This window comes from uncultured Dubosiella sp. (assembly GCF_964018005.1).
GTDB classification, from domain to species: Bacteria; Bacillota_I; Bacilli_A; order Erysipelotrichales; family Erysipelotrichaceae; genus Dubosiella; species Dubosiella muris.
In genome coordinates this window covers 13,940-33,228 of record NZ_CAXHOA010000005.1, presented here as the reverse complement: position 1 = coordinate 33,228, position 19,289 = coordinate 13,940, and the positions used below count along the sequence as shown (strand labels likewise).

General features: G+C 50.9%; 18 protein-coding genes. 11 read left to right on the top strand and 7 right to left on the bottom strand.

What is annotated here, in order from left to right:
* The first annotated feature begins 7 nt into the window (after window positions 1-7).
* The 4 genes from lacG to ABNS49_RS04720 all read left to right on the top strand — a co-directional run bounded on the left by lacG (window position 8) and on the right by ABNS49_RS04720 (window position 3,926).
* On the top strand, window positions 8-1,435 hold the full coding sequence (gene lacG / locus ABNS49_RS04735; RefSeq protein WP_135980492.1) for a 6-phospho-beta-galactosidase: 1,428 nt from the start codon (window positions 8-10) through the stop codon (window positions 1,433-1,435).
* 31 nt (window positions 1,436-1,466) lie between these two features.
* Window positions 1,467-1,778, top strand: a complete 312-nt coding sequence (locus ABNS49_RS04730; protein WP_135980493.1) for a PTS lactose/cellobiose transporter subunit IIA — start codon at window positions 1,467-1,469, stop codon at window positions 1,776-1,778.
* A gap of 3 nt (window positions 1,779-1,781) precedes the next feature.
* On the top strand, window positions 1,782-3,428 hold the full coding sequence (locus tag ABNS49_RS04725; RefSeq protein WP_135980494.1) for a PTS transporter subunit EIIC: 1,647 nt from the start codon (window positions 1,782-1,784) through the stop codon (window positions 3,426-3,428).
* A gap of 126 nt (window positions 3,429-3,554) precedes the next feature.
* Window positions 3,555-3,926 carry a hypothetical protein gene (locus tag ABNS49_RS04720; RefSeq protein ID WP_135980495.1) on the top strand — a complete coding sequence of 124 codons (372 nt, stop codon included), beginning with the start codon at window positions 3,555-3,557 and terminating at the stop codon, window positions 3,924-3,926.
* A 45-nt stretch (window positions 3,927-3,971) separates the two neighbouring features.
* Here ABNS49_RS04720 and ABNS49_RS04715 read toward each other — a convergent pair whose 3' ends face one another.
* Both ABNS49_RS04715 and ABNS49_RS04710 read right to left on the bottom strand, forming a co-directional pair.
* Window positions 3,972-4,844 (bottom strand): radical SAM protein, encoded by an 873-nt coding sequence (locus ABNS49_RS04715; protein WP_135980496.1) that lies wholly within the window; start codon window positions 4,842-4,844, stop codon window positions 3,972-3,974.
* A gap of 1 nt (window position 4,845) precedes the next feature.
* On the bottom strand, window positions 4,846-5,595 hold the full coding sequence (locus tag ABNS49_RS04710) for a GNAT family N-acetyltransferase (RefSeq protein WP_135980497.1): 750 nt from the start codon (window positions 5,593-5,595) through the stop codon (window positions 4,846-4,848).
* A 43-nt stretch (window positions 5,596-5,638) separates the two neighbouring features.
* On the opposite strand from ABNS49_RS04710, the gene ABNS49_RS04705 reads away from it, so the two are divergent.
* The 3 genes from ABNS49_RS04705 to ABNS49_RS04695 all read left to right on the top strand — a co-directional run bounded on the left by ABNS49_RS04705 (window position 5,639) and on the right by ABNS49_RS04695 (window position 7,209).
* Entirely contained in the window at window positions 5,639-5,899 is a 261-nt protein-coding gene (locus tag ABNS49_RS04705) for a hypothetical protein (protein ID WP_135980498.1), read from the top strand.
* 126 nt (window positions 5,900-6,025) lie between these two features.
* Window positions 6,026-6,766: a threonine/serine exporter family protein gene (locus ABNS49_RS04700; protein WP_135980499.1), complete on the top strand. Its 741-nt coding sequence runs from the start codon at window positions 6,026-6,028 to the stop codon at window positions 6,764-6,766.
* The gene (locus ABNS49_RS04695) at window positions 6,763-7,209 is read left to right on the top strand and encodes a threonine/serine exporter family protein (protein ID WP_135980500.1); all 447 of its coding nucleotides are present in this window, start codon (window positions 6,763-6,765) and stop codon (window positions 7,207-7,209) included. The genes ABNS49_RS04700 and ABNS49_RS04695 overlap by 4 nt, the downstream gene beginning before the upstream one ends.
* A gap of 48 nt (window positions 7,210-7,257) precedes the next feature.
* On the opposite strand, the gene ugpC is transcribed toward ABNS49_RS04695, so the two are convergent.
* Genes ugpC through ABNS49_RS04675 form a run of 4 tightly spaced genes read right to left on the bottom strand, consistent with a single transcriptional unit; the run spans window position 7,258 to window position 11,364 of the window.
* Window positions 7,258-8,364, bottom strand: a complete 1,107-nt coding sequence (ugpC, locus tag ABNS49_RS04690) for a sn-glycerol-3-phosphate ABC transporter ATP-binding protein UgpC (protein WP_135980501.1) — start codon at window positions 8,362-8,364, stop codon at window positions 7,258-7,260.
* Window positions 8,365-8,367: 3 nt separating this feature from the next.
* Entirely contained in the window at window positions 8,368-9,219 is an 852-nt protein-coding gene (locus ABNS49_RS04685; protein ID WP_135980502.1) for a carbohydrate ABC transporter permease, read from the bottom strand.
* Window positions 9,216-10,091, bottom strand: a complete 876-nt coding sequence (locus ABNS49_RS04680; protein WP_135980503.1) for a sugar ABC transporter permease — start codon at window positions 10,089-10,091, stop codon at window positions 9,216-9,218. Before ABNS49_RS04680 ends, ABNS49_RS04685 begins: the two co-directional genes overlap by 4 nt.
* A gap of 1 nt (window position 10,092) precedes the next feature.
* Window positions 10,093-11,364 (bottom strand): extracellular solute-binding protein, encoded by a 1,272-nt coding sequence (locus tag ABNS49_RS04675; RefSeq protein WP_135980504.1) that lies wholly within the window; start codon window positions 11,362-11,364, stop codon window positions 10,093-10,095.
* Window positions 11,365-11,524: 160 nt separating this feature from the next.
* On the opposite strand from ABNS49_RS04675, the gene ABNS49_RS04670 reads away from it, so the two are divergent.
* Complete coding sequence (locus ABNS49_RS04670) at window positions 11,525-12,418, top strand: AraC family transcriptional regulator (RefSeq protein WP_289647383.1); 894 nt, start codon at window positions 11,525-11,527, stop codon at window positions 12,416-12,418.
* A gap of 71 nt (window positions 12,419-12,489) precedes the next feature.
* Entirely contained in the window at window positions 12,490-14,664 is a 2,175-nt protein-coding gene (locus tag ABNS49_RS04665; RefSeq protein WP_288343034.1) for an alpha-galactosidase, read from the top strand.
* A gap of 203 nt (window positions 14,665-14,867) precedes the next feature.
* Here the strand turns inward: ABNS49_RS04665 and ABNS49_RS04660 are convergent, their stop codons facing one another.
* Window positions 14,868-16,100 carry an ATP-binding protein gene (locus tag ABNS49_RS04660; RefSeq protein ID WP_288343032.1) on the bottom strand — a complete coding sequence of 411 codons (1,233 nt, stop codon included), beginning with the start codon at window positions 16,098-16,100 and terminating at the stop codon, window positions 14,868-14,870.
* Window positions 16,101-16,516: 416 nt separating this feature from the next.
* Here ABNS49_RS04660 and ABNS49_RS04655 point away from each other — a divergent pair, with 416 nt between their 5' ends.
* Both ABNS49_RS04655 and ABNS49_RS04650 read left to right on the top strand, forming a co-directional pair.
* The gene (locus tag ABNS49_RS04655; protein WP_288343030.1) at window positions 16,517-17,992 is read left to right on the top strand and encodes a family 1 glycosylhydrolase; all 1,476 of its coding nucleotides are present in this window, start codon (window positions 16,517-16,519) and stop codon (window positions 17,990-17,992) included.
* Window positions 17,993-18,095: 103 nt separating this feature from the next.
* The gene (locus ABNS49_RS04650) at window positions 18,096-19,271 is read left to right on the top strand and encodes an iron-containing alcohol dehydrogenase (RefSeq protein WP_288343028.1); all 1,176 of its coding nucleotides are present in this window, start codon (window positions 18,096-18,098) and stop codon (window positions 19,269-19,271) included.
* The last annotated feature ends 18 nt before the right edge of the window (window positions 19,272-19,289 follow it).

Here is a 19,289-nt window from a genome sequence, read left to right as displayed (position 1 = left end):
GAAGTACATGAAAACATTACCGGATGATTTTATTTTTGGTGGAGCGACAGCTGCATATCAATGTGAAGGCGCGACACATGAAGGCGGAAAGGGACCCGTTGCCTGGGACGCGTTTCTTGAAAAACAAGGACGGTTTCTCGCGGAACCCGCAAGCGACTTTTATCATAAATACCCGATCGACTTAGAATTGTGCGAAAAATTTGGCGTCAACGGAATCCGGCTCTCGATTGCATGGAGTCGTATTTTTCCAGAAGGTACAGGTGAAGTCAACAAAGAAGGCGTTCGCTATTATCATGAAGTTCTTTCAGAAGCGAAAAAGAGGAATGTTAAGGTGTTTGTAACCCTTCATCATTTCGACACGCCAAAAGCACTCTTTGACGAAGGAGATTTTCTAAATCGGCAAACAATCGACGCATTTGTCGAGTACGCGAAATTTTGTTTCGAGGAGTTCAAAGAAGTCGAATACTGGTCGACTTTCAACGAGATTTATCCGATCGCAACCAACCAGTATTTGAACGGAACGTTTCCTCCAGGCATCACGTACGATTTAAAAAAAGTAATGACGTGCCTGCACAATATGCTGTACGCGCACGCCCGGGCTGTCAACGTGTTCAAAGATGGGGGATACAAGGGACAGATTGGAGTCGTGCACTCTCTGGAAACGAAATATCCGGCCAGCATGTCCGACGAAGACATCCACGCCGCTTTTCTTGACGATGCGTTAAGCATTCGGATGTTGCTGGATGGGACGTTCAAGGGTCGATACTCGAAAGAAACGCTTTCCGCGTTAAAAGAAATCAGTGAGGAAAACGGGTTTGAAATCCATTTCCCGGAAGCGGACTTTGTCGAAATGGAAAAAGCGAAAGATCGAAACGACTATTTGGGCATTAACCATTATCAAAGCCATTTCGTGAAGGCTTACCATGGCGAAAGCCGGATCCACCATAATGGGACAGGCGACAAAGGAACAAGCGCTTATGCGGTCAAAGGGATTGGTGAGCGGATTTACAAAGAAGGACTGCCACGGACGGACTGGGACTGGTTGATTTATCCGAAAGGATTGTACGATTTGCTCATTCGCATTCAGACCGACTATCCAAATTATAAAGCGATTTATATCACGGAAAACGGAATGGGGTACAAAGACGAGTTTGTCGATGGAAAAATTTATGACGAACCGCGCATCGACTACGTCAAACAATATATGGAGGCGCTGGCGGACGCGATCGCCGATGGCGTGAATGTGAAAGGCTACTTCCTCTGGTCGCTGATGGACGTGTTCTCGTGGTCGAACGGCTACAACAAGCGCTACGGTTTGTTTTATGTCGACTTCGATACGCAAAAGCGCTATCCAAAGCAGTCCGCGTACTGGTATCAGGGACTGGCTCGGACGAAAGAGATCCGGGACCGGTACGAGGAAGAGGAACAATATTAAATAAAGAAGTCAGGAAAGTGAGGAACAAAAAATGAACAGAGAACAACTGGCAATGGTAGGATTTGAGATCGTGGCGTATTCCGGGGACGCGAGAAGCACGCTGCTGGAATTGCTGAAGCAGGTGCGAAACGGAAACTTTGACAATGTGGACACGCTGCTTGCGGACGCGGATGAAAACCTGAATCTGGCGCACAAGGCGCAGACGGAAATCCTGGCGCAGGAAGCGCAAGGTCAAAGCATGGATATGGGATTCATTTTCATCCATGGACAGGACCACTTGATGACGACGATCCTGCTGCGCGATTTGATCATGGATATGGTCGAGCTGTACAAGAGGAAATAAGCCATGAACGCGATCATTGGATTTATCGAAAAGGGAAAGCCTTTCTTTAACAAACTGGCGGCCAACGCGTATTTGCAGGCCATTCGCGATGGATTTTTGACGGCGATGCCCGCCATCCTGTTTTCATCCATCTTCATTTTGATCGCGGCGCTGCCGGAAGTGTTCGGAATCGTCTTGCCCGAATCCGTCTCCTCGTGGCTGTGGCGGGTGTACAATTTGTCAATGGGCATCGTGGCGATCCTCGTCGCGGCGACAACGGCCCGTTCGCTGGGAGAAAATTTCGCCCGCAAACTGCCTTCCGGCGTAAGCATGAACATCGTGTCCGTCATGCTAGCCAGCATCACCGGCTTTATGATGCTGGCGGTCACGGAAATCGACGGCGGCATCGACGTCACGTATTTGGGGACGAAAGGGTTGCTTTGCTCATTTATCGCGGCGTTCATCACCGCGAACATGTACAAGTTTTGCGCTGTCAAAAACATCACGATCAACATGCCGCCGGAAGTGCCGGGCGTCATTTCCAATGTGTTCAAAAACGTATTCCCGTTTTCGTTTTCGGTGCTCGTTTGCGTCCTGATCGACACGATCGCCCGCAATGTGTTCAATATCTCGTTTGCGGAAAGCATGATCGCGTTGTTCTCTCCAATCTTTTCGGCGGCCGACTCGTATCCGGGCCTGATGCTGATCGCGGGCGCGATGGCGTTCTTCTGGTTTTTGGGCATCCATGGCCCATCCATTGTGGAGCCGGCTGTGGCGGCCGCTTTGTATGCCAATGTGGAAGCGAACTTGCGTCTTGTTGAAGAAGGACAGCACGCATCGCACGCTTTGACGATTGGTATGAACAACTTTATCGCGTGTCTGGGCGGAACCGGTTGTACATTCGTCGTGCCGTTTCTGCTGATCTGGTTTTGCAAATCGAAACAGTTGAAAGCCGTTGGAAAAGCGTCGATCGTTCCATGCTGCTTTGGCGTGAACGAACCAGTCCTGTTCGCGGCGCCGATGGTGCTCAATCCGTACTTCTTCGTGCCGTTTTTGCTGGCGCCGATGGTCAACGTGTGCATCTTCAAATTCTTTGTCGACGTCCTGCAAATGAACTCGTTCGTATACGTCATGCCATGGGCGATGCCCGGACCGCTTGGCTTGTTCTTTGGAACGGGCATGGCGCCGATGGCTCTGTTGCTTGCCGTCGTTCTTCTGGTCGTCGATGTCGTGATTTACGCGCCATTCATCAAAGCGTACGATTCGACGCTTGTGGAAGAGGAGGCGCAAAAGCACGAGGAAATCGAAGAGGAAAAAGAAGAGGAACAGGAAAAAGAGAAAGTCGAACTCAACGACGATTTGAACGTGCTTGTGCTTTGCGTCGGAGCCGGAACGTCGGCGATGTTCGCCAACGCCGTGAACAAAGGCGCCGAACAGGAAAACCTGCCGGTCAAAGCGAAAGCCGAGGCGTTTGGCGCGCACACGGACATTCTCAAAGATTTCCAGCTTGTCGTTTTGTCTCCGCAAGTGCAGTCGCGGTTTGACGAAATCAAAGCAGACGCGGACAAGTACGGCATTCAAATCGTCCGCACGAAAGGCGCGCAATACATCCAGCTCACCAAAGATCCGAAAGGCGCGGTCGAATTTGTGGTGGAGGCGTCGAAATCGTAAAACATCTTATCTATAGAATACGTCCAGACAGCGGCGTATTCTTTTTTATATTGTTGTTAGCCATCAAAAAGCCTTTCGTTGACCGGTAGGTTAAAGTAGGTTATATTAAAAAAAGAAGGTGATCGTATGAACGAATTCAATGCGATTTGGGAAATCGAAGAACGATTATCCACGCTTCCGCGCGGGTATATTTCTCAAAAGCGGATTGGCGGAAAAACACGCTATTATTTGCAGTGGAAGGAAAATGGAAAGGTAAAAAGTCAATACATTCCATTGGAGCTATTGGAAGAAACAAAAGCGCAGATTGAGGAACGCCGCCGTCTACAGGAGCAAATGAAAGAATGGAAAGTGAAAAACGGAAAAGAGCGGTTTTTCGAAACGAATGTTGTCATTTGTGATGAATTGGATGCGATGATCCGAAGCGTATACGGTTTGAAAAAGTGCGAAATGTACGATCGAATCCTTTCCTATCAAGCACAGCCAGCAATGTGTTTTTGAAAAATCTTCCAACGTTTTCCTTCGAAAAATAAAAAAGCGGTTTGGCTACTCAAACAAAGAAAGCTGAACCGCTTTTTCTTTCGATTCGAATTGCTGAAGATAGGCGAAGATTTGCTCGTTGTCGTGCAAAATGCCGTTTTGCTCGCACACCGCATGAAAGTATTTCATGAGCGCCTGGTTTCGAGGGCTGCCACACACGTACCGGTCGCCAAAGGCTTGCTGATAGCGGCTTTTCATCCCCGGAAAAAACCGGTCCAGCTGTTCGTAGAAATACGCCCGGTTGCCTTCCCGCAAGGTGACGCCCATCCCAAAACAGACGATCCCTTTGACACGGACGTCGACGCACGCCTGCAAGATTCGCGCGATGTTGTCAAACGAATCGTTGATGAATGGAAGAATCGGGCAAAGCCAGACAACCGTTGGAATGCCCGCGTCCCGCAAAACCCCCAGCGCGCGAATACGCTCTTTTGTCGTACTGACGTTGGGTTCCAGGGTTTGGCACAGACGCTCATCCATTGTCGTCAATGTCATTTGGACGACGCATTTGGCTTTTTCGTTGATCGCCACCAGCAAGTCCAAATCCCGCAGCACCCGCGCCGATTTGGTGATGAACGTAAAGCCAAATCCATACCGCAAGGCAAGTTCAAGCGCCTGCCGCGTCATCCGCAAGGTTTCCTCCAAAGGAAGGTAGGGATCGCTCATCGCGCCGATGCCCAGCATTCCTTTTTTTCGCTTTCGTTTCAATGCCGTTTCCAAAAGCTCGATCGCGTTTTCCTTGACCGCGACATCCTCGAAGTCGTGGTCCATACGATAGCACGCGCTGCGGGAATCGCAATAAATGCAGCCATGCAGGCAGCCCCGGTACAAATTCATCCCGTTGTTCGCCGAGAGAATGGTTTTCGCGTGGATCCAGTGCATCTTAAAGACCGAGTTTCTTCTTGAATAAATTCTCGTTCAGCAACTGATGCGTCACGAATTTTCCGTTTTGAAACACCGCGTAATTCGCGGGCACGAAAGGAAGCGCCTTCGCTTTTTCAAGCGAGTCGATCGCGACCAGCCGCAGCGGAATGGCGTTCGTTTCGCAATACGAGCGCACCTGCTCGACCGAGTTGATAAGAAACGGACATTGCATGCCATAGTAAATCGTCAAATCTTTCTCGCCGATTTCAAAGGCTTTCGCCGTTGAAACAAAGCGGGGCATCGAACCGTCAAAGGAGAGGGCGAGCAGTTCAAAATCATTGGGCGCCGTATCGGCCACTTCAAAACCAAAGCGCTTGAAAAATTTCGCGTCCGAAAGATACGGCTTTTTCTTTTTCGAACTCAACACGCATACGCCCGCCTTGTGTTTCGCTTTCACGTCGGCAATACACGATTCCAGCAATTCCTTCGCCAGACCCTGGCCTTTGAAAGAGCCAGCCACCCACAAACAATATATATAGACGTAGTTGTCGCCTTCAATCGGCACCCACGCCGTTTCCAGCGGAGCGTATTCAATCAAAACTTTGCCTCGCGCGTCCAGCTTGCGAAAGACATGCCCTTCCTCGAATCGCTGTTTCAGCCATTGTTTTTTGGACTGGACGCCCGCCTGATGCTTTTTGTCGGCGATGGCGCAGCAAAGATGTTCCGATTCCACCGTTTCGACCGTCAAGTCGATCCATTGATGTTCCATTGTGTTCTTCCTCGTTTCATTTACGAAAATTATACCAGAAACTATGGAATTTTATGTGATATTTCTTAAAAAATTTGCATTTTTAAAAAGAGAAACAAGATGGGGAACGAAAAGCGGAAAAAAAGGGTATTCTGAAACCGGTTGCGAAAGGAGGCGGAAACAAAATGGAAAAGAACCTTCAAAAATTTGGGCTTTTCATGGGAAACCGCGCGCAAAACTCCAGTGTCCCCATAATGGACATCAAGGAAAATGCGAGTATAATGAGAACGAAAATGTATGGAGAAAAAAGGGACATTTTCATTGAAACGCGCCGTTTTCTCCATACGCATTGAAAGGGAATCACATTCGCCATGCCAGTGCCATAGATCAAAAAAACATAAGACCTAGACATTGACAATCTGTATCTTAAAAAAAAGAAAGGAAGGTCATTTTGGAACCTTATGAAAGCAGCCGCCTAGCCAAAATCGTCATGCGAAGCGGAAAGCTCCTGCTCCAAAGCGGAGGGGATGTGGTCAGCGCCGAAGAGACGATGAAACGTATTTGTCTTTCGCATCCAGGCGCCTCCAAGCCGGAATGCGTGCTGACACCCACAACGATTCTTTTTTCCTTTAAAACCGAACATCATATCATTACGCGCGCCTGCAAAATCACGAAAGTCGGCAACGATCTCGTTCGAATCGCCAAGATCCACGACCTCGTGAACAACTGCGAAAACTTGTCGATGAAAGAAATGGAGGAGGAGCTGGACGCCATCGAACGCGAAAAGACGCATCCGCGCTGGTTGCGCATTTTAGCCTCCGGCATTTGCTCCGCCGGATTCGGCCTTTTCTTTGGCGATCCGCTCGATGTACTCTTTATCTTTTTCATCGGCTTGGGCGCGGGATGGATCCTGACCAACAAAAGCAACCGAATCCTCATGATCATTTGCGCCAGCTTCTTCGTGACGATTTGCCCCATTTTGCTGGAGCACGCCAGCATCCACTTAAGCATTGAAACAGTCGTCGTATCGAATATGCCGCTCATGGTGCCCGGCATGGTCATCTTCAACGCCATCCGCGACACCCTGGCCGGAAATTACCAAGCCGGTTTGAACCGAACCGCCGAAGCGTGCCTGATTGGGGCGGCCATCGCGGCCGGAACCGGCCTCGCGTTAGGAGTGATGGTATTATGATCATGATCTTGATTAAGGCGCTTGGCGCCGGTATCGTCGGAATGATGTGCTCGATCCGCTTCAACGGACGAGGGAAAGACATCACCATCGCCGGATTCATCGGCTTCATGGCCGCGCTGGGCATGGGCTTTTTCGAAGGCATGTACGTCCGGGCGTTCGTTAGCGGCCTGATTTACAGCATTCTTTCGGAAATCTTCGCCCGCATTGAGCAAAAACCGGTCGCCGTGTACTTGCCAGCCGTGCTCGTGCCATTCGTTCCCGGCAAGCTTACGTTTTATATGATGGGCGAGTTTGTCCACGGGGACCGGGTGGCGGCGATGGATCGGCTGTCGGAAATCATGTGCGTGTGCGGCATGATCGCGCTGGCCATCCTGCTGACGCAAACCGCGATCCACTTCTTCTCCGAAAAAATACACCAGCCCGACGAGGATCCGTTTTTATAACAAAAGAAAAAGAATGCGAAATGGAACGAGCCATTGTCGCATTCTTTTTTATAAATAAAGAACATTCACGCTTGAGTCGGCATCAAACACATGCAGCGCGTCGGCATCGGCCGCCAGCGTCAGCTCGGTTCCATCCTGGACCCGCGCGTCGCCCGGCAAAGTCGCCACGACTTTCGCGCCGTTGGCCATCGTCATATAGACATTCGTCGTGCTGCCCAGCATCTCGACGACATCGACATGCCCGTGCAGCCCGTCGGCGTTTCGATCGGCGATGCGTAAATTTTCCGGACGGATACCGACTTTCAACGCCTTGTTCGAACCGAATCCCAGACGCTCGAATGTATCCGCCATTGTTTTGGACACGTCGAACTGAAATCCGTCACCCGTTAAAACCGGACGACCGTCTTTTTGAACGAGGCGTGCGTCGAGCAGATTCATCACCGGCATGCCGATAAACGTGGCGACAAACAAGTTGCGCGGTTTCTCGTACAAGTTTTGCGGTGTGTCGATTTGCTGGATCTCGCCATCGCTCATCACAACGATGCGGTCACCCAGCGTCATCGCCTCCGTCTGGTCGTGGGTGACGTAAATCGTCGTCGCTTTGAGCTCCTTGTGCAGGCGGGCGATCTCGATTCGCATTTGCCCGCGCAGCTTGGCGTCCAAATTGGACAGCGGCTCGTCCATGAGCAGCACTTTCGGGTTGCGCACGATGGCCCGGCCCATCGCCACACGCTGGCGCTGGCCGCCCGAAAGCGCCTTCGGCTTGCGATCCAGCAAATTTTGCAAGCCAAGGATTTTGGCCGCGTGGTCGATGCGGGCGTCCATTTCCTCTTTAGGCAGTTTTGCGATCTTCAACGGATACTCCATGTTTTTGCGCACCGTCATATGCGGATACAACGCGTAGTTTTGGAACACCATCGCGATGTTGCGATCTTTCGGCTCCTTGTCGTTGCACACGACGCCGTCGATTTGCAACGTGCCGCCGCTAATGTCCTCCAGACCCGCGATCATGCGCAGCGTCGTCGACTTGCCGCACCCCGACGGACCGACAAAGATAATAAACTCCTGATCTTTGATTTCCATATTGAAATCTTTCACGGCCTGGTAGCCGTTTGGATACACTTTCTGGATGTGATTCAAAATAACTTCTGACATATCTTATCCTTTCACCGCGCCATTGGCGACGCCATTTAAAATTTGTTTTTGACAGACGACATAGAAAATAAGCATTGGAATGAGCGACAAGATATACGACGCGAACGCGAGGTTGTAGTTGGTTCCAAACGCCGTCTGGAAGTTGAGCTGCGCGATCGGCAGCGTGTTGATGCCCGTTCCCGACATGATGACTAGCGGCGTCATGACGTCGTTCCACGTGCCCAGCGCCGTCATGATCGCGACCGTCGCGTGCATCGGCTTCATCATCGGGAAGATGACTTTCCAGTATGTCTTCCACGTGCTCGCTCCGTCGACCATGCTCGCTTCCTCCATGACTTCCGGAATGTTTTTCATGTATCCCGCGTACAGCATGACGTTCATCGGCATGTAAAACACGAGATACAGCAAGATGACGCCTAGCTGATTACCCAGATGCAGTTGTGCCGTCTCCTTGACAAGGGGCATCATCAAAATGGCGAACGGGACGAACATCCCTGAAATGATGTACAAGTAAATGAGCTTGAAGTGTTTCGACTTGGCCGTCGTGCGTCCAAGCACGTAGCCGACCAGCGAGTACACGATGATGCCCAGCACGATCGTCGAAATGGTGATGAGCAGGGAGTTGCCCAGCGTGTTCCAGAAATCGGTCACTTCCATCGCCTTGGCGAAGTTGTCAAAGCCAAGCTCCTTTGGAAAGCCTAGCGCGCCCTGGACGCTGTTGGTCATTTCCGACGGCTTTTTAAACGCGATGACCAGCGCCATGTACAACGGGAAGAACACGGTGACCGTACCCAGGCACAAGACAATCGTCATGAGCCAGTTTGTCTGCTTTTTCGGTTTGATTGGCTTTGTCATAGCTGCTCCTCCTTCTTTCCGGTAATGACTTGCTGGATGACGGAAATGATGACGATGACGAGAAAGAACACGAAGGCATTCGCGCTCTGGAACCCGAACTGGCCGCCATCCAAACCGTTGCGGTAAATCAAAAACGAAATCGATTCCGTAGACTGGGCCGGCCCGCCGTTGGTCAACGACATGATCTGGTCGAACACCATCAGGAAGTTTTTCGTCGTCAAGACAAAGTTGATCGAAATAAACGGAATAATGAGCGGGAAGGTGACTTTCCAAAATTCCGTCCATTTGCTCGCGCCATCCACGCGGCTTGCCTCGTACACGTCTTCAGGCACCGTCTGCAAGCCGGAAATGTAAATGATCGTCGTCATCGCGACCGCCTGCCACACGCCCACGATCAGCACGCCGATCCAGGCGTACGCCGGGGAGGCGAGAATCGAGTTTTGCAGCCATTCAATGTTCCACGCCACGCCGATATACGGCAGGATGTACGTGAAGAAGAAGCTGAAAATGTAACCGATGACCAGACCACCCAAAATGTTGGGTACGAAGTAAATGCCGCGAAGCGCCGATTTGAAGCGGATCTTGGCGTTGAGGGCGAGCGCCATCAGCAGCGAGAGCACGTTGACAAGGATCGTGCCGCAAATGGCGTACTTGAACGTGAACAAGTAGCTTTTCAGCACGCGGCCGTCCTGGAACAAGTCGGCGTAGTTGCGCAAGCCGACCCAGTCGAACTTGCCGTAGCCTTTGTAGTTGGTGAAACTGTAAATCAACCCGTTGATCATCGGCCACGTATTGAACATCACAAACAAGATCAATGCGGGAACGAGGATGAACAAATATGTCTTTGTCCGGTTGGACATCTTCTTTTTCATGTTATGATTCCTCCTTTTGGAGCCGCGCGATCAAATCGCGGTTGTAACGGATCCATTCCGTGTCGAATTTGTTCAGGAACGTGTCGAGCGCGTCCTTTTTCTCGTCAAGCAAATACGTCTGGATCATCGCGTCCACCGCCATTTCGGTCGGGTAGTGGTGGTCCTGGTAGTCAGCGACCTCGCCGGCCAAAATGTACGTTTCCATGCCTTTCAAATATTCCGCGATCGGGAATTCGCCTTTTTTCGTCGCGATGCCGCCCTGATCCTCCAAATACATGTTGAGCACCTCGTCGGAATACAGGAAGTCGAGCACCTCGTACGCCGCCTCCTTGTTCGGGCAGTTTTCCATGACGGAGAACTGGACGTCGATGCCGGAGTTTAAAATGTTTTTTTCCGGGTCGTTGCTGCCGGGCATGACGAACGAGTCGATGTTCATATCCGGGTTGACGCTTTGCACCTGGCTGATGGCGTAGCTGCCAATCGGCCACATGACCGCCTCGCCGTTGGCAAACGCCGTCGCCGCGTCCGTGTACGAGTAGGCGTACGGGTTAGGCTGGCAATACTGGAGCAGCTCTTTTTGCTTCGTCGCCACCTCGCGGTACGCATCGGCGAATGTCGCCTCGTTTTTGTTGACTTGCGAGCAAATGTCGGCATCCACCAGATCGACCGCCAGCGCGTTCCATGGCGCCAACGTCGTCCATGTGTCCTTGTAGCCGAAATACAACGGCATCAGCCCTTTGGCCTGGATCGCTTCGCACAACGCGAGAAACTCGTCCCACGTTTTCGGGATCTTCCAGCCGTACTCGTCGAAGAGGTCCTTGTTGTAGAGGACACCCGCCGCGTTGGCGACGTATGGCAGAGCGTACGTGCCTTCCATTTCGACAAATTCGAGCTGTTTGTCAATGTCCAGATAGCCGGGCTTGACGTTCTGAAGCGCCGGCAGGTCGGAAATGTCCATGAACAGACCGGCGTCGAGAAAATTGGAATAGTTGATGTCCCCGCCGATGGCGACAATATCCGGATAATCATCGCGGATGAATCGCGTTTTCAAGATGGTCATCGCTTCGTTGGGACTGCTGATTTTGAGCCGGACATCGTCATGCGTGGCGTTGAACAAGTCCTGGATTTCCTCCATGACTTGCACGGCTTCCCGTTTGTACGAAACGATTTCGATTTCGGGAATGCCGTCCGGCGAAGCCTGCCCGCATCCTGCGAGCGAGGCCGTCATCATGACGCATGTGGCAGCCGCCATGATTTTACGGATTGTTTTCATGCAAATTCTCCTTTCGTTTGCTGTTGATAAAATCGTAACACGAAGATTTCAGTCATAAAATGGAATAAAGTGACATGAAATATACCAAAAAACGATGTTTTTGCGTTATACTAAAACCAAGATAGCATTTTGATATATAACGTGGAAAGGGCTTACAAATATGCGTGATGTGATCTTTAATATTTTTCCCAACGAGAACTACATCGACCTGGGATTGTATCAGTGCGGACGCGAGCAATGCGCGCCGGCCCACATTTTCGGCCCGGCCGCCCGCAACCATTACTTGTTTCATTACATACACCGCGGCAAGGGAACGCTGATCGCGCCCGACCGGACAGGAAAGAACCAGACGTTCCATTTGCACGCCGGACAGGGGTTTTTGATTTATCCGGGCCAAATTACGACGTATTTCGCCGACGAGAAGGATCCGTGGGAATACGCGTGGATCGAATTCGACGGCTTGCGCGTGCAGGCGGCGCTGGATTTGATGAACATCACGGTGGACGATCCGGTTTACCGGGCGGGAGACGCCAAACGAAAAGAGGCGATGGTGCAGGAAATCGAGTACATTTTGCATCATATGAACGATTCCAGTTTCGCCACGATTGGCCATTTGTACTTGTTTTTCGACGATTTTATGAAATCGGCCCGCCAGCCTGTCGAGCATCCGACCAATTCGCTTGCCGACTTTTACGTGCGCGAGGCGGTGTCGTTTATCGAAAACAACTACGCCAAAGACATCACGATCGAGCAGATTTCCAAGGCGCTTGGCATCAACCGCAGCTATTTTGGCAAGCTGTTCAAGCGGGTGACGGGCAAGGCGCCGATGCAGTTTTTGTTGCAGTACCGGATGACGAAGGCGGCCGGGCTTTTGCAAGTGACCGATTTGAAGATCGCGGAAATCTCGGCGCAGGTCGGCTACGAGAACCAGCTCCATTTTTCGCGGGCGTTTAAATCCCTCTACAACAAGTCGCCGAAGCAGTACCGGCAGGAAACGCGGCGGAAAAAGCCAGTCGAACTGGAGCCGGTCGGTAAAAAACAAGAAAAGTTTTAGTAAAAACAAGTTGACAATTTTGCTTCGTTCCGTTAAAACTGGGAATAAATCAAACCAAAAGGAGAACGAACATGTCAATACAAGTACACGATTCATTATTTTCACTGTGCACGCGTGATTCCCTATACCAAATGAAAGTCGACCAGTATGGCGTTTTGAACCATACGTGGTACGGTCCCGATACCGCCATGGATATGAGCTATATCGAGGATTATCCGGAAATCAGCTTTTCCGCCAACTTGTGGGATACCGAAAAAAGCCGGATGTACTCGCTCAACGACCGTCTGCTTGAATACTCGTGCGGCGGGATTTCGGATTTTCGCAATCCCGCGCTTTTGCTGACGGTGCCCGATGGCTCGTCCTCGCTGGATTTGCGTTATTTTTCGTACGAGATCATGCCGGACAAGTACGCGCTTGAGGGCTTGCCGGCCTCGTTTGGCGACGGCCAGACATTGAAAATCACGCTCAAGGACACGGTGTACGATATTTACGTGGACTTGCTTTACGGGGTGTTTGAAGAGGAGAACGTCATCACGCGCTCGGTTGTCATCCGCAACTTGACACCGTTTGAAATCAAGGTGAAAAAAATCGTGAGCGCCAGCCTCGATTTGCCGACCAGCGACTATGAGGTGATCCACTTCCATGGCCGCCACGCGATGGAGCGGATGATGGAAAAGACGCCGCTCACCCACGGGACGTTTTCGATTGGTTCCAGACGCGGCCAGTCGTCCCACCAGCACAATCCGGGCCTCGTGCTCGCCAAAGCGAACACGACCGAGACAAGCGGGGAGGCGTACGGAATGCTGCTTGTGTATTCGGGAAGCTTCGAGGCCGAAGTCGAAAAGGACCAGCTTGACCAGCTGCGGGCGACGATCGGTTTGCGAAGCGAAAATCTGAACTGGACGCTCAAGCCGGGCGAGCGCTTTTGCGCGCCGGAGGCGATTTTGTCGTTTACGGAAAACGGGCTGGGAACGTTAAGCGGCCAGTACCACGATTTCATCCGGGAGCACTTGATCCGTTCCCGGTTCGTGCATCAAAAGCGGCCGATCCTCATCAACAACTGGGAGGCGACGTATTTCGATTTCAACGGCGAAAAGCTGTTGGACATCGCGCAAACGGCTCGCGAGCTGGGCATTGAATTGTTCGTGCTGGACGATGGCTGGTTTGGCCAGCGCCACAACGACGACTCGAGTCTGGGGGACTGGGTCGTCAACGAGCAAAAACTGCAAATGCCGCTGCGCGAGCTCGTGGATCGCGTCCATGACAAGTGGATGCAGTTCGGCTTGTGGATCGAGCCGGAAATGGTGTCGGAAAACTCGATGCTGTACCGTGCCCATCCGGACTGGGTGCTTCGCTCGCCGCTGCGCGATCCGGCCCGCAGCCGCTACCAGCTCGTGCTGGACATGGCCAACCCGGAGGTTGTCGACTATTTGGCGAACACGTTCATGGCGTTGATCGAGGAAAACGGCGTTGACTACATCAAATGGGATATGAACCGCTCAATTAGCGACTTTTACGCGCCGTCCCTGGCGCCGGAACGGCAAAGCGAGATGGCGCATCGCTATATGCTGGGCGTGTACGATTTGGCCGACCGCCTCACTTCGCGCTTTCCCGACGTGCTCTTTGAAGGCTGCGCGGGTGGCGGCGGCCGTTTCGACGCGGGAATGCTGTACTATTTTCCGCAATACTGGTGCTCGGACGACACCGACGCCCACAACCGCTGCCTCATCCAGCATGGCACGAGCTTTTTCTATCCGATCAGCAGCGTGGGTTCCCACGTTTCGGCGGTGCCAAACCACCAGACTGGACGGACCGTGTCGCTCAAGACGCGCGGCATCGTGGCGATGGCGGGCACGTTTGGCTACGAGCTCGACTTGTCCACGTTAAGCGACGAGGAAAAAGAGGAAGTCAAGGCGCAAGTCGAAACGTACAAGGCGATGCAGCCACTCGTGTTTGATGGCGACTATTACCGGTTGAGCGACCCGAACGCAAACAACGTGTGCGCGTGGTCGTTTGTGTCCAAAGACAAAAAGACCGCGCTCGTGCAGGCGGTTGTGTTCGAGCACAAGCCCAACGCGAAAAAGCCGCATGTCAAACTGCAAGGGCTTGATCCGATGGCGTTTTATCGCCGCAAGGAAGACGGAATGGTGTTTTCGGGCAAGGCGCTGATGAAGGCGGGTATCTTCTTGCCGGATACTCTGGGCTCGAACGTGGGGCATCAGGTGGAATTGGAACAAATAGATTGAGGGAGTCGTGAGCGACGCTCTCTTTTTTTGTCGCGCAAAACGATCAATGGCAAAAAGGAGCATAGCAAATGATGGTGTTTTTGAAGAGAAGATGAAATAATATACCGAAAACGAAAGAGGAGGGCTCAGAAAAAAAAGGAAGTCATCCTTTGACTTCCACAACATGATCCAAAACCATTGTTTTATGAGTGTATCAATGGCTTTTATTTTTTTTCCAACAGCCAGTCAATAAGATTGATCAGTTTGATTCCATCTTCCGAGTTAATGAAACTGCGATCCATGGATAAAACGATCTTTTCATAATGATCATGAATGGCGTGGAGAGGACGAAGTTCACGGTCTCGAACATCTTCGGAAAGTAATGATTCTGTCACTTGAATGTATTTTTTTTCATTCGGCTTTTCCGCAATGAAATCAACTTCTGTCGTACCGACTTTGCCAATATAAACACGGTAGCCTCTGCGCATGAGTTCAAGGTAAACCACATTTTCGAGCATGTGACCCCGATCCACATCCCGATACCCTAAAAGCAGATTGCGAAAACCAAGGTCGATAATATAATCCTTTTCCAATGTCTTCAATAATTGTTTTCCTTTCACATCATAACGATTGACTTGTATAAATAAAAATGCGTTTTTCAATAAGGTGATGTAACGTTCGACCGTGTTTCGGGTAAGCGCCTGGCGACTTGATTCTATAGCGCCATCACTTGATAACACATTCCCCATATTATTTGGAGAAGTAATATTGCCAATATTCGAACAAAGAAACAAAGTGATACGCTGTAGGGTATTTTGATTGATTTGGGAATTTCTTTGCATAATATCACGTAAAATAATTGTTGAATAAATACCCTCTAATGCTTGATTGCATCTAGTTTCATCAAAATGATATTCACTTAAAATCGGCATTCCCCCAAATTGTAAATACTTTTGAAACTTTTCTTCTATTGAAATGGAGTCTTCCCAGGTGTTGAAGGTTAAAAATTCAGCAAAGGAAAGCGGAAATACACGGATCTCAACATAACGACCTGAAAGTAAAGTGGAGAATTCGGAAGATAATAAATAGGCATTCGAACCAGTAATATAAATATCCACATCAAAATCGAGTCGGAAGGATTCAATCGCCTTTTCCCAGTGTTCAACATTTTGAAGTTCATCAAACATCAAATAAGTTTTTTGACCATCTTGGAGTTGACTCGCAACAAAATCATAAAAGACCACATAGTCAGTCAGATTTCGATACTTCATAGATTCCAAATTAAGATGGATAATATGACCATCGCTTACTCCGGTTTCCAATAAATAAAGATGAAATAAGTCCAGCAACGAGCTCTTACCACAACGACGAATACCAGTTATGATCTTCACTAAATCTACATCTTTATGACCAATCAGTTGAGCTAAATATTGAGGACGATCAATTAATTTCTTCATAGAAGCTCTCCTTTCATCTCTATTATACTAAAAAGTTTTGTCGTTCAGAATGAAAAAACTTTGTTTTTTTAAAAGTTTTATCATTTCAAATGACAAAAGTTTTGAACCGGACCGATAAAAAGACATTCGTTGACTTTTCCGGGAGACTTAGGTAGAAATACTTGAAAGACACTGTTGCTTGGTATCTCTTTTTGATGTTTTCGAAACAATTCGAATTTTCTTTCCATTCAATGAATTTCATAATGAACATTCTGTTAAAATAATAGTTTTTCATCTCTTGTGAGGAAAAGGGAACGATGTTCTCTTTTCCATTTGGTTTTGGAAGGAAAGACCGAAACAATGAAACAATTTGACTTGTTTTTGTAGATTGACAGCGTTTTCATTTTATAATGAAGAAAAAGAAGGAGGAACGGATTATGAGTTTTCCAAAGGATTTTTTATGGGGCGGCGCCGTAGCCGCCAACCAGTATGAAGGCGGCTGGGACGCCGAAGGCAAAGGCTTGTCCACCGCCGATGTCGTGACCCGCGGTTCGAGGACGCAGGCGCGCTATGTGACGTACCAAACGGCGGATGGCGTCGTGCACGCCGACGAGATGTTCACGCTCAACACGCCGGACGACGCGAAATTCGGCGTGTTTGAAGGCTATGACTATCCAAGCCACGAGGCGGTGGATGGCTACCACCGGTTCAAGGAGGACATCGCCTTGTTTGCCGAGATGGGATTCAAGACGTTCCGCACGTCGATCAACTGGACGCGCATTTTCCCGACCGGACTGGAAACCGAGCCCAACGAGGCGGGACTGAAGTTTTACGACGAGCTGTTCGACGAATGCAACAAACACGGCATCAAACCGCTTGTCACGCTCTCCCACTACGAGACGCCGCTTGGACTCACAAACGAATGGGGTTCGTGGAACGATCCAAGAACGATCGAGGCGTTTTTGCGCTATGTGAAAGTCGTTGGCGAACGATACAAAGGCAAGGTGGAATACTGGCTGACGTTCAACGAGATCAACACGCTCGGGCATGGCGGCTGGATGGGCGCGGGTGTCCCTTCGACCGATCCGCAAAAGCTGGCGATGACAGCCAAGCACCAGCTGCTGGCCAGCGCGAAAGCGGTCGAGGTATTGCACGCCATCGACGCCAACAACAAAGTCGGCAACATGATCGCGTTCATGACGTACTATCCTTTGACGTGCAACCCGGACGACATCATGGCGTGCTGGGGCGAGATGAACAGCAACTTCTTTTATTGCGACGTGCAGGCCAGAGGATATTATCCGGCCTACAAGCTGAAAGAGTACGAACGCGAAGGCATCGAAATCCATTTGACGGACGAGGAAAAGGAAACGTTGAAAAACGGAACGGTGGACTTCATCTCGTTCTCATACTATATGAGCAACTGCGCGGCGAAACAGTCGGACGCGGCGGAAACCTCGATTGGCAACATGTCGATGGGATTCAAAAACCCGTATTTGAAGGCGTCGGACTGGGGATGGCAGATCGACCCGACGGGATTGCGCTATTCGCTTGATATTTTGTACGACCGCTACCAGAAGCCGCTCATGATCGTGGAGAACGGCGTCGGAACGCAGGATGCGCTCGAGGAAGGCGACGTCGTGCACGATGGGGCGCATATCGACTACTTGCGCGACCACATCAAAGCGATGGATCAGGCGATCAATGAGGATGGCGTCGAGCTGTGGGGCTATACGCCGTGGGGCTGCATCGACCTCGTTTCGGCTTCGACCGGCGAGATGCACAAGCGGTACGGCTTCATTTATGTGGACTACCAGGACGATGGTAGCGGGGAAGGCCGCCGCATCAAAAAGGATTCGTTTGACTGGTATAAAACCGTCATCGCGACGAACGGAGACGATTTGGGCGAATAAAAGAAACTGAAAACGCTTTCAAAAAGAAGTGGCAACCCGCCGAAAACCACGCTATAATGAAACCGGCTATACAAAATCAACACAGTAAGAGGAGGAATTGAATATGTATCGTTTTACACTGCCTCGGGATTTGTATCACGGGGAAAACGCGCTGGAAGCGCTGAAGACGCTGGAAGGCACGAAAGCGGCCATCGTCGTAGGTGGCGGCAGCATGAAGCGCTTCGGCTTTTTGGATACGATCGAGTCGTATTTGAAGGAAGCCGGCATGGAAACGATTTTGATCGAAGGCGTCGAGCCCGATCCTTCCGTGGAAACGGTAATGCGTGGCGCGGCGGTCATGCAGGAATTTGAACCGGATGTAATCGTCGCGGTGGGCGGCGGTTCCCCAATCGACGCGGCCAAGGCGATGTGGGCGTTCTATGAATACCCGGAAACGAAATTCGAGGATTTGATCACGCCGTTCGCGTTCCCGACATTGCGTACGAAGGCGAAATTCGTCGCGATTCCATCCACGTCGGGCACGGCGACGGAAGTGACGGCGTTCGCAGTCATTACCGACTACGACAAAGGCATCAAATATCCGCTGGCCGACTTCAACATCACGCCGGATGTGGCGATCGTCGACCCGGCGCTCGCGCAGACGATGCCGCCAAAGCTGACAGCCAACACCGGAATGGACGCCTTGACGCACGCCATCGAGGCGTACGTGTCGACACTGCATTGCGACTACACGGATCCGCTGGCGCTGCACGCGATCAAGATGATTGACGAGAACCTTGTGGATTCCTACAACGGGGACAAGGAGGCGCGCAACCGTATGCACAACGCGCAATGCCTGGCAGGCATGGCGTTCTCGAACGCGCTGCTTGGCATCGTGCACTCGATGGCTCACAAGACAGGTGCCGCGTACTCGGGCGGCCATATCGTGCATGGCGCGGCCAACGCGATGTATTTGCCGAAGGTCATCGCCTACAATGCGAAAGAGCCGGAAGCGGAAAAACGCTATGGCGAGATCGCGGCGTTCATCGGCCTGGAGCCAACGTCCAAGGCGCTCATCGAGCACATCAATGAAATGAATAAACAGCTCAACATCGCTCCAAGCATCAAAGAGTACGAGGGCGGTATCATCGACGAGGCGGAGTTCCTTGAAAAACTGCCAACGGTGGCCGAGCTGGCTGTCGGCGACGCGTGCACCGGAAGCAACCCGCGCTCCATTACCCCGGAACAAATGGAACGGCTGCTGAAGGCTTGCTTCTACAACGAGGACGTGGATTTCTAAAACAACCATCAAGAGGCG

Excerpts from the sequence above, each read along its gene's own strand:
- lacG (WP_135980492.1), top strand. The coding sequence starts at position 8 with ATGAAAACATTACCGGATGATTTTATTTTTGGTGGAGCGACAGCTGCA.
- ABNS49_RS04730 (WP_135980493.1), top strand. The coding sequence starts at position 1,467 with ATGAACAGAGAACAACTGGCAATGGTAGGATTTGAGATCGTGGCGTAT.
- ABNS49_RS04725 (WP_135980494.1), top strand. The coding sequence starts at position 1,782 with ATGAACGCGATCATTGGATTTATCGAAAAGGGAAAGCCTTTCTTTAAC.
- ABNS49_RS04720 (WP_135980495.1), top strand. The coding sequence starts at position 3,555 with ATGAACGAATTCAATGCGATTTGGGAAATCGAAGAACGATTATCCACG.
- ABNS49_RS04715 (WP_135980496.1), bottom strand. The coding sequence starts at position 4,844 with ATGCACTGGATCCACGCGAAAACCATTCTCTCGGCGAACAACGGGATG.
- ABNS49_RS04710 (WP_135980497.1), bottom strand. The coding sequence starts at position 5,595 with ATGGAACATCAATGGATCGACTTGACGGTCGAAACGGTGGAATCGGAA.
- ABNS49_RS04705 (WP_135980498.1), top strand. The coding sequence starts at position 5,639 with ATGGAATTTTATGTGATATTTCTTAAAAAATTTGCATTTTTAAAAAGA.
- ABNS49_RS04695 (WP_135980500.1), top strand. The coding sequence starts at position 6,763 with ATGATCATGATCTTGATTAAGGCGCTTGGCGCCGGTATCGTCGGAATG.
- ugpC (WP_135980501.1), bottom strand. The coding sequence starts at position 8,364 with ATGTCAGAAGTTATTTTGAATCACATCCAGAAAGTGTATCCAAACGGC.
- ABNS49_RS04685 (WP_135980502.1), bottom strand. The coding sequence starts at position 9,219 with ATGACAAAGCCAATCAAACCGAAAAAGCAGACAAACTGGCTCATGACG.
- ABNS49_RS04680 (WP_135980503.1), bottom strand. The coding sequence starts at position 10,091 with ATGAAAAAGAAGATGTCCAACCGGACAAAGACATATTTGTTCATCCTC.
- ABNS49_RS04675 (WP_135980504.1), bottom strand. The coding sequence starts at position 11,364 with ATGAAAACAATCCGTAAAATCATGGCGGCTGCCACATGCGTCATGATG.
- ABNS49_RS04670 (WP_289647383.1), top strand. The coding sequence starts at position 11,525 with ATGCGTGATGTGATCTTTAATATTTTTCCCAACGAGAACTACATCGAC.
- ABNS49_RS04665 (WP_288343034.1), top strand. The coding sequence starts at position 12,490 with ATGTCAATACAAGTACACGATTCATTATTTTCACTGTGCACGCGTGAT.
- ABNS49_RS04660 (WP_288343032.1), bottom strand. The coding sequence starts at position 16,100 with ATGAAGAAATTAATTGATCGTCCTCAATATTTAGCTCAACTGATTGGT.
- ABNS49_RS04655 (WP_288343030.1), top strand. The coding sequence starts at position 16,517 with ATGAGTTTTCCAAAGGATTTTTTATGGGGCGGCGCCGTAGCCGCCAAC.
- ABNS49_RS04650 (WP_288343028.1), top strand. The coding sequence starts at position 18,096 with ATGTATCGTTTTACACTGCCTCGGGATTTGTATCACGGGGAAAACGCG.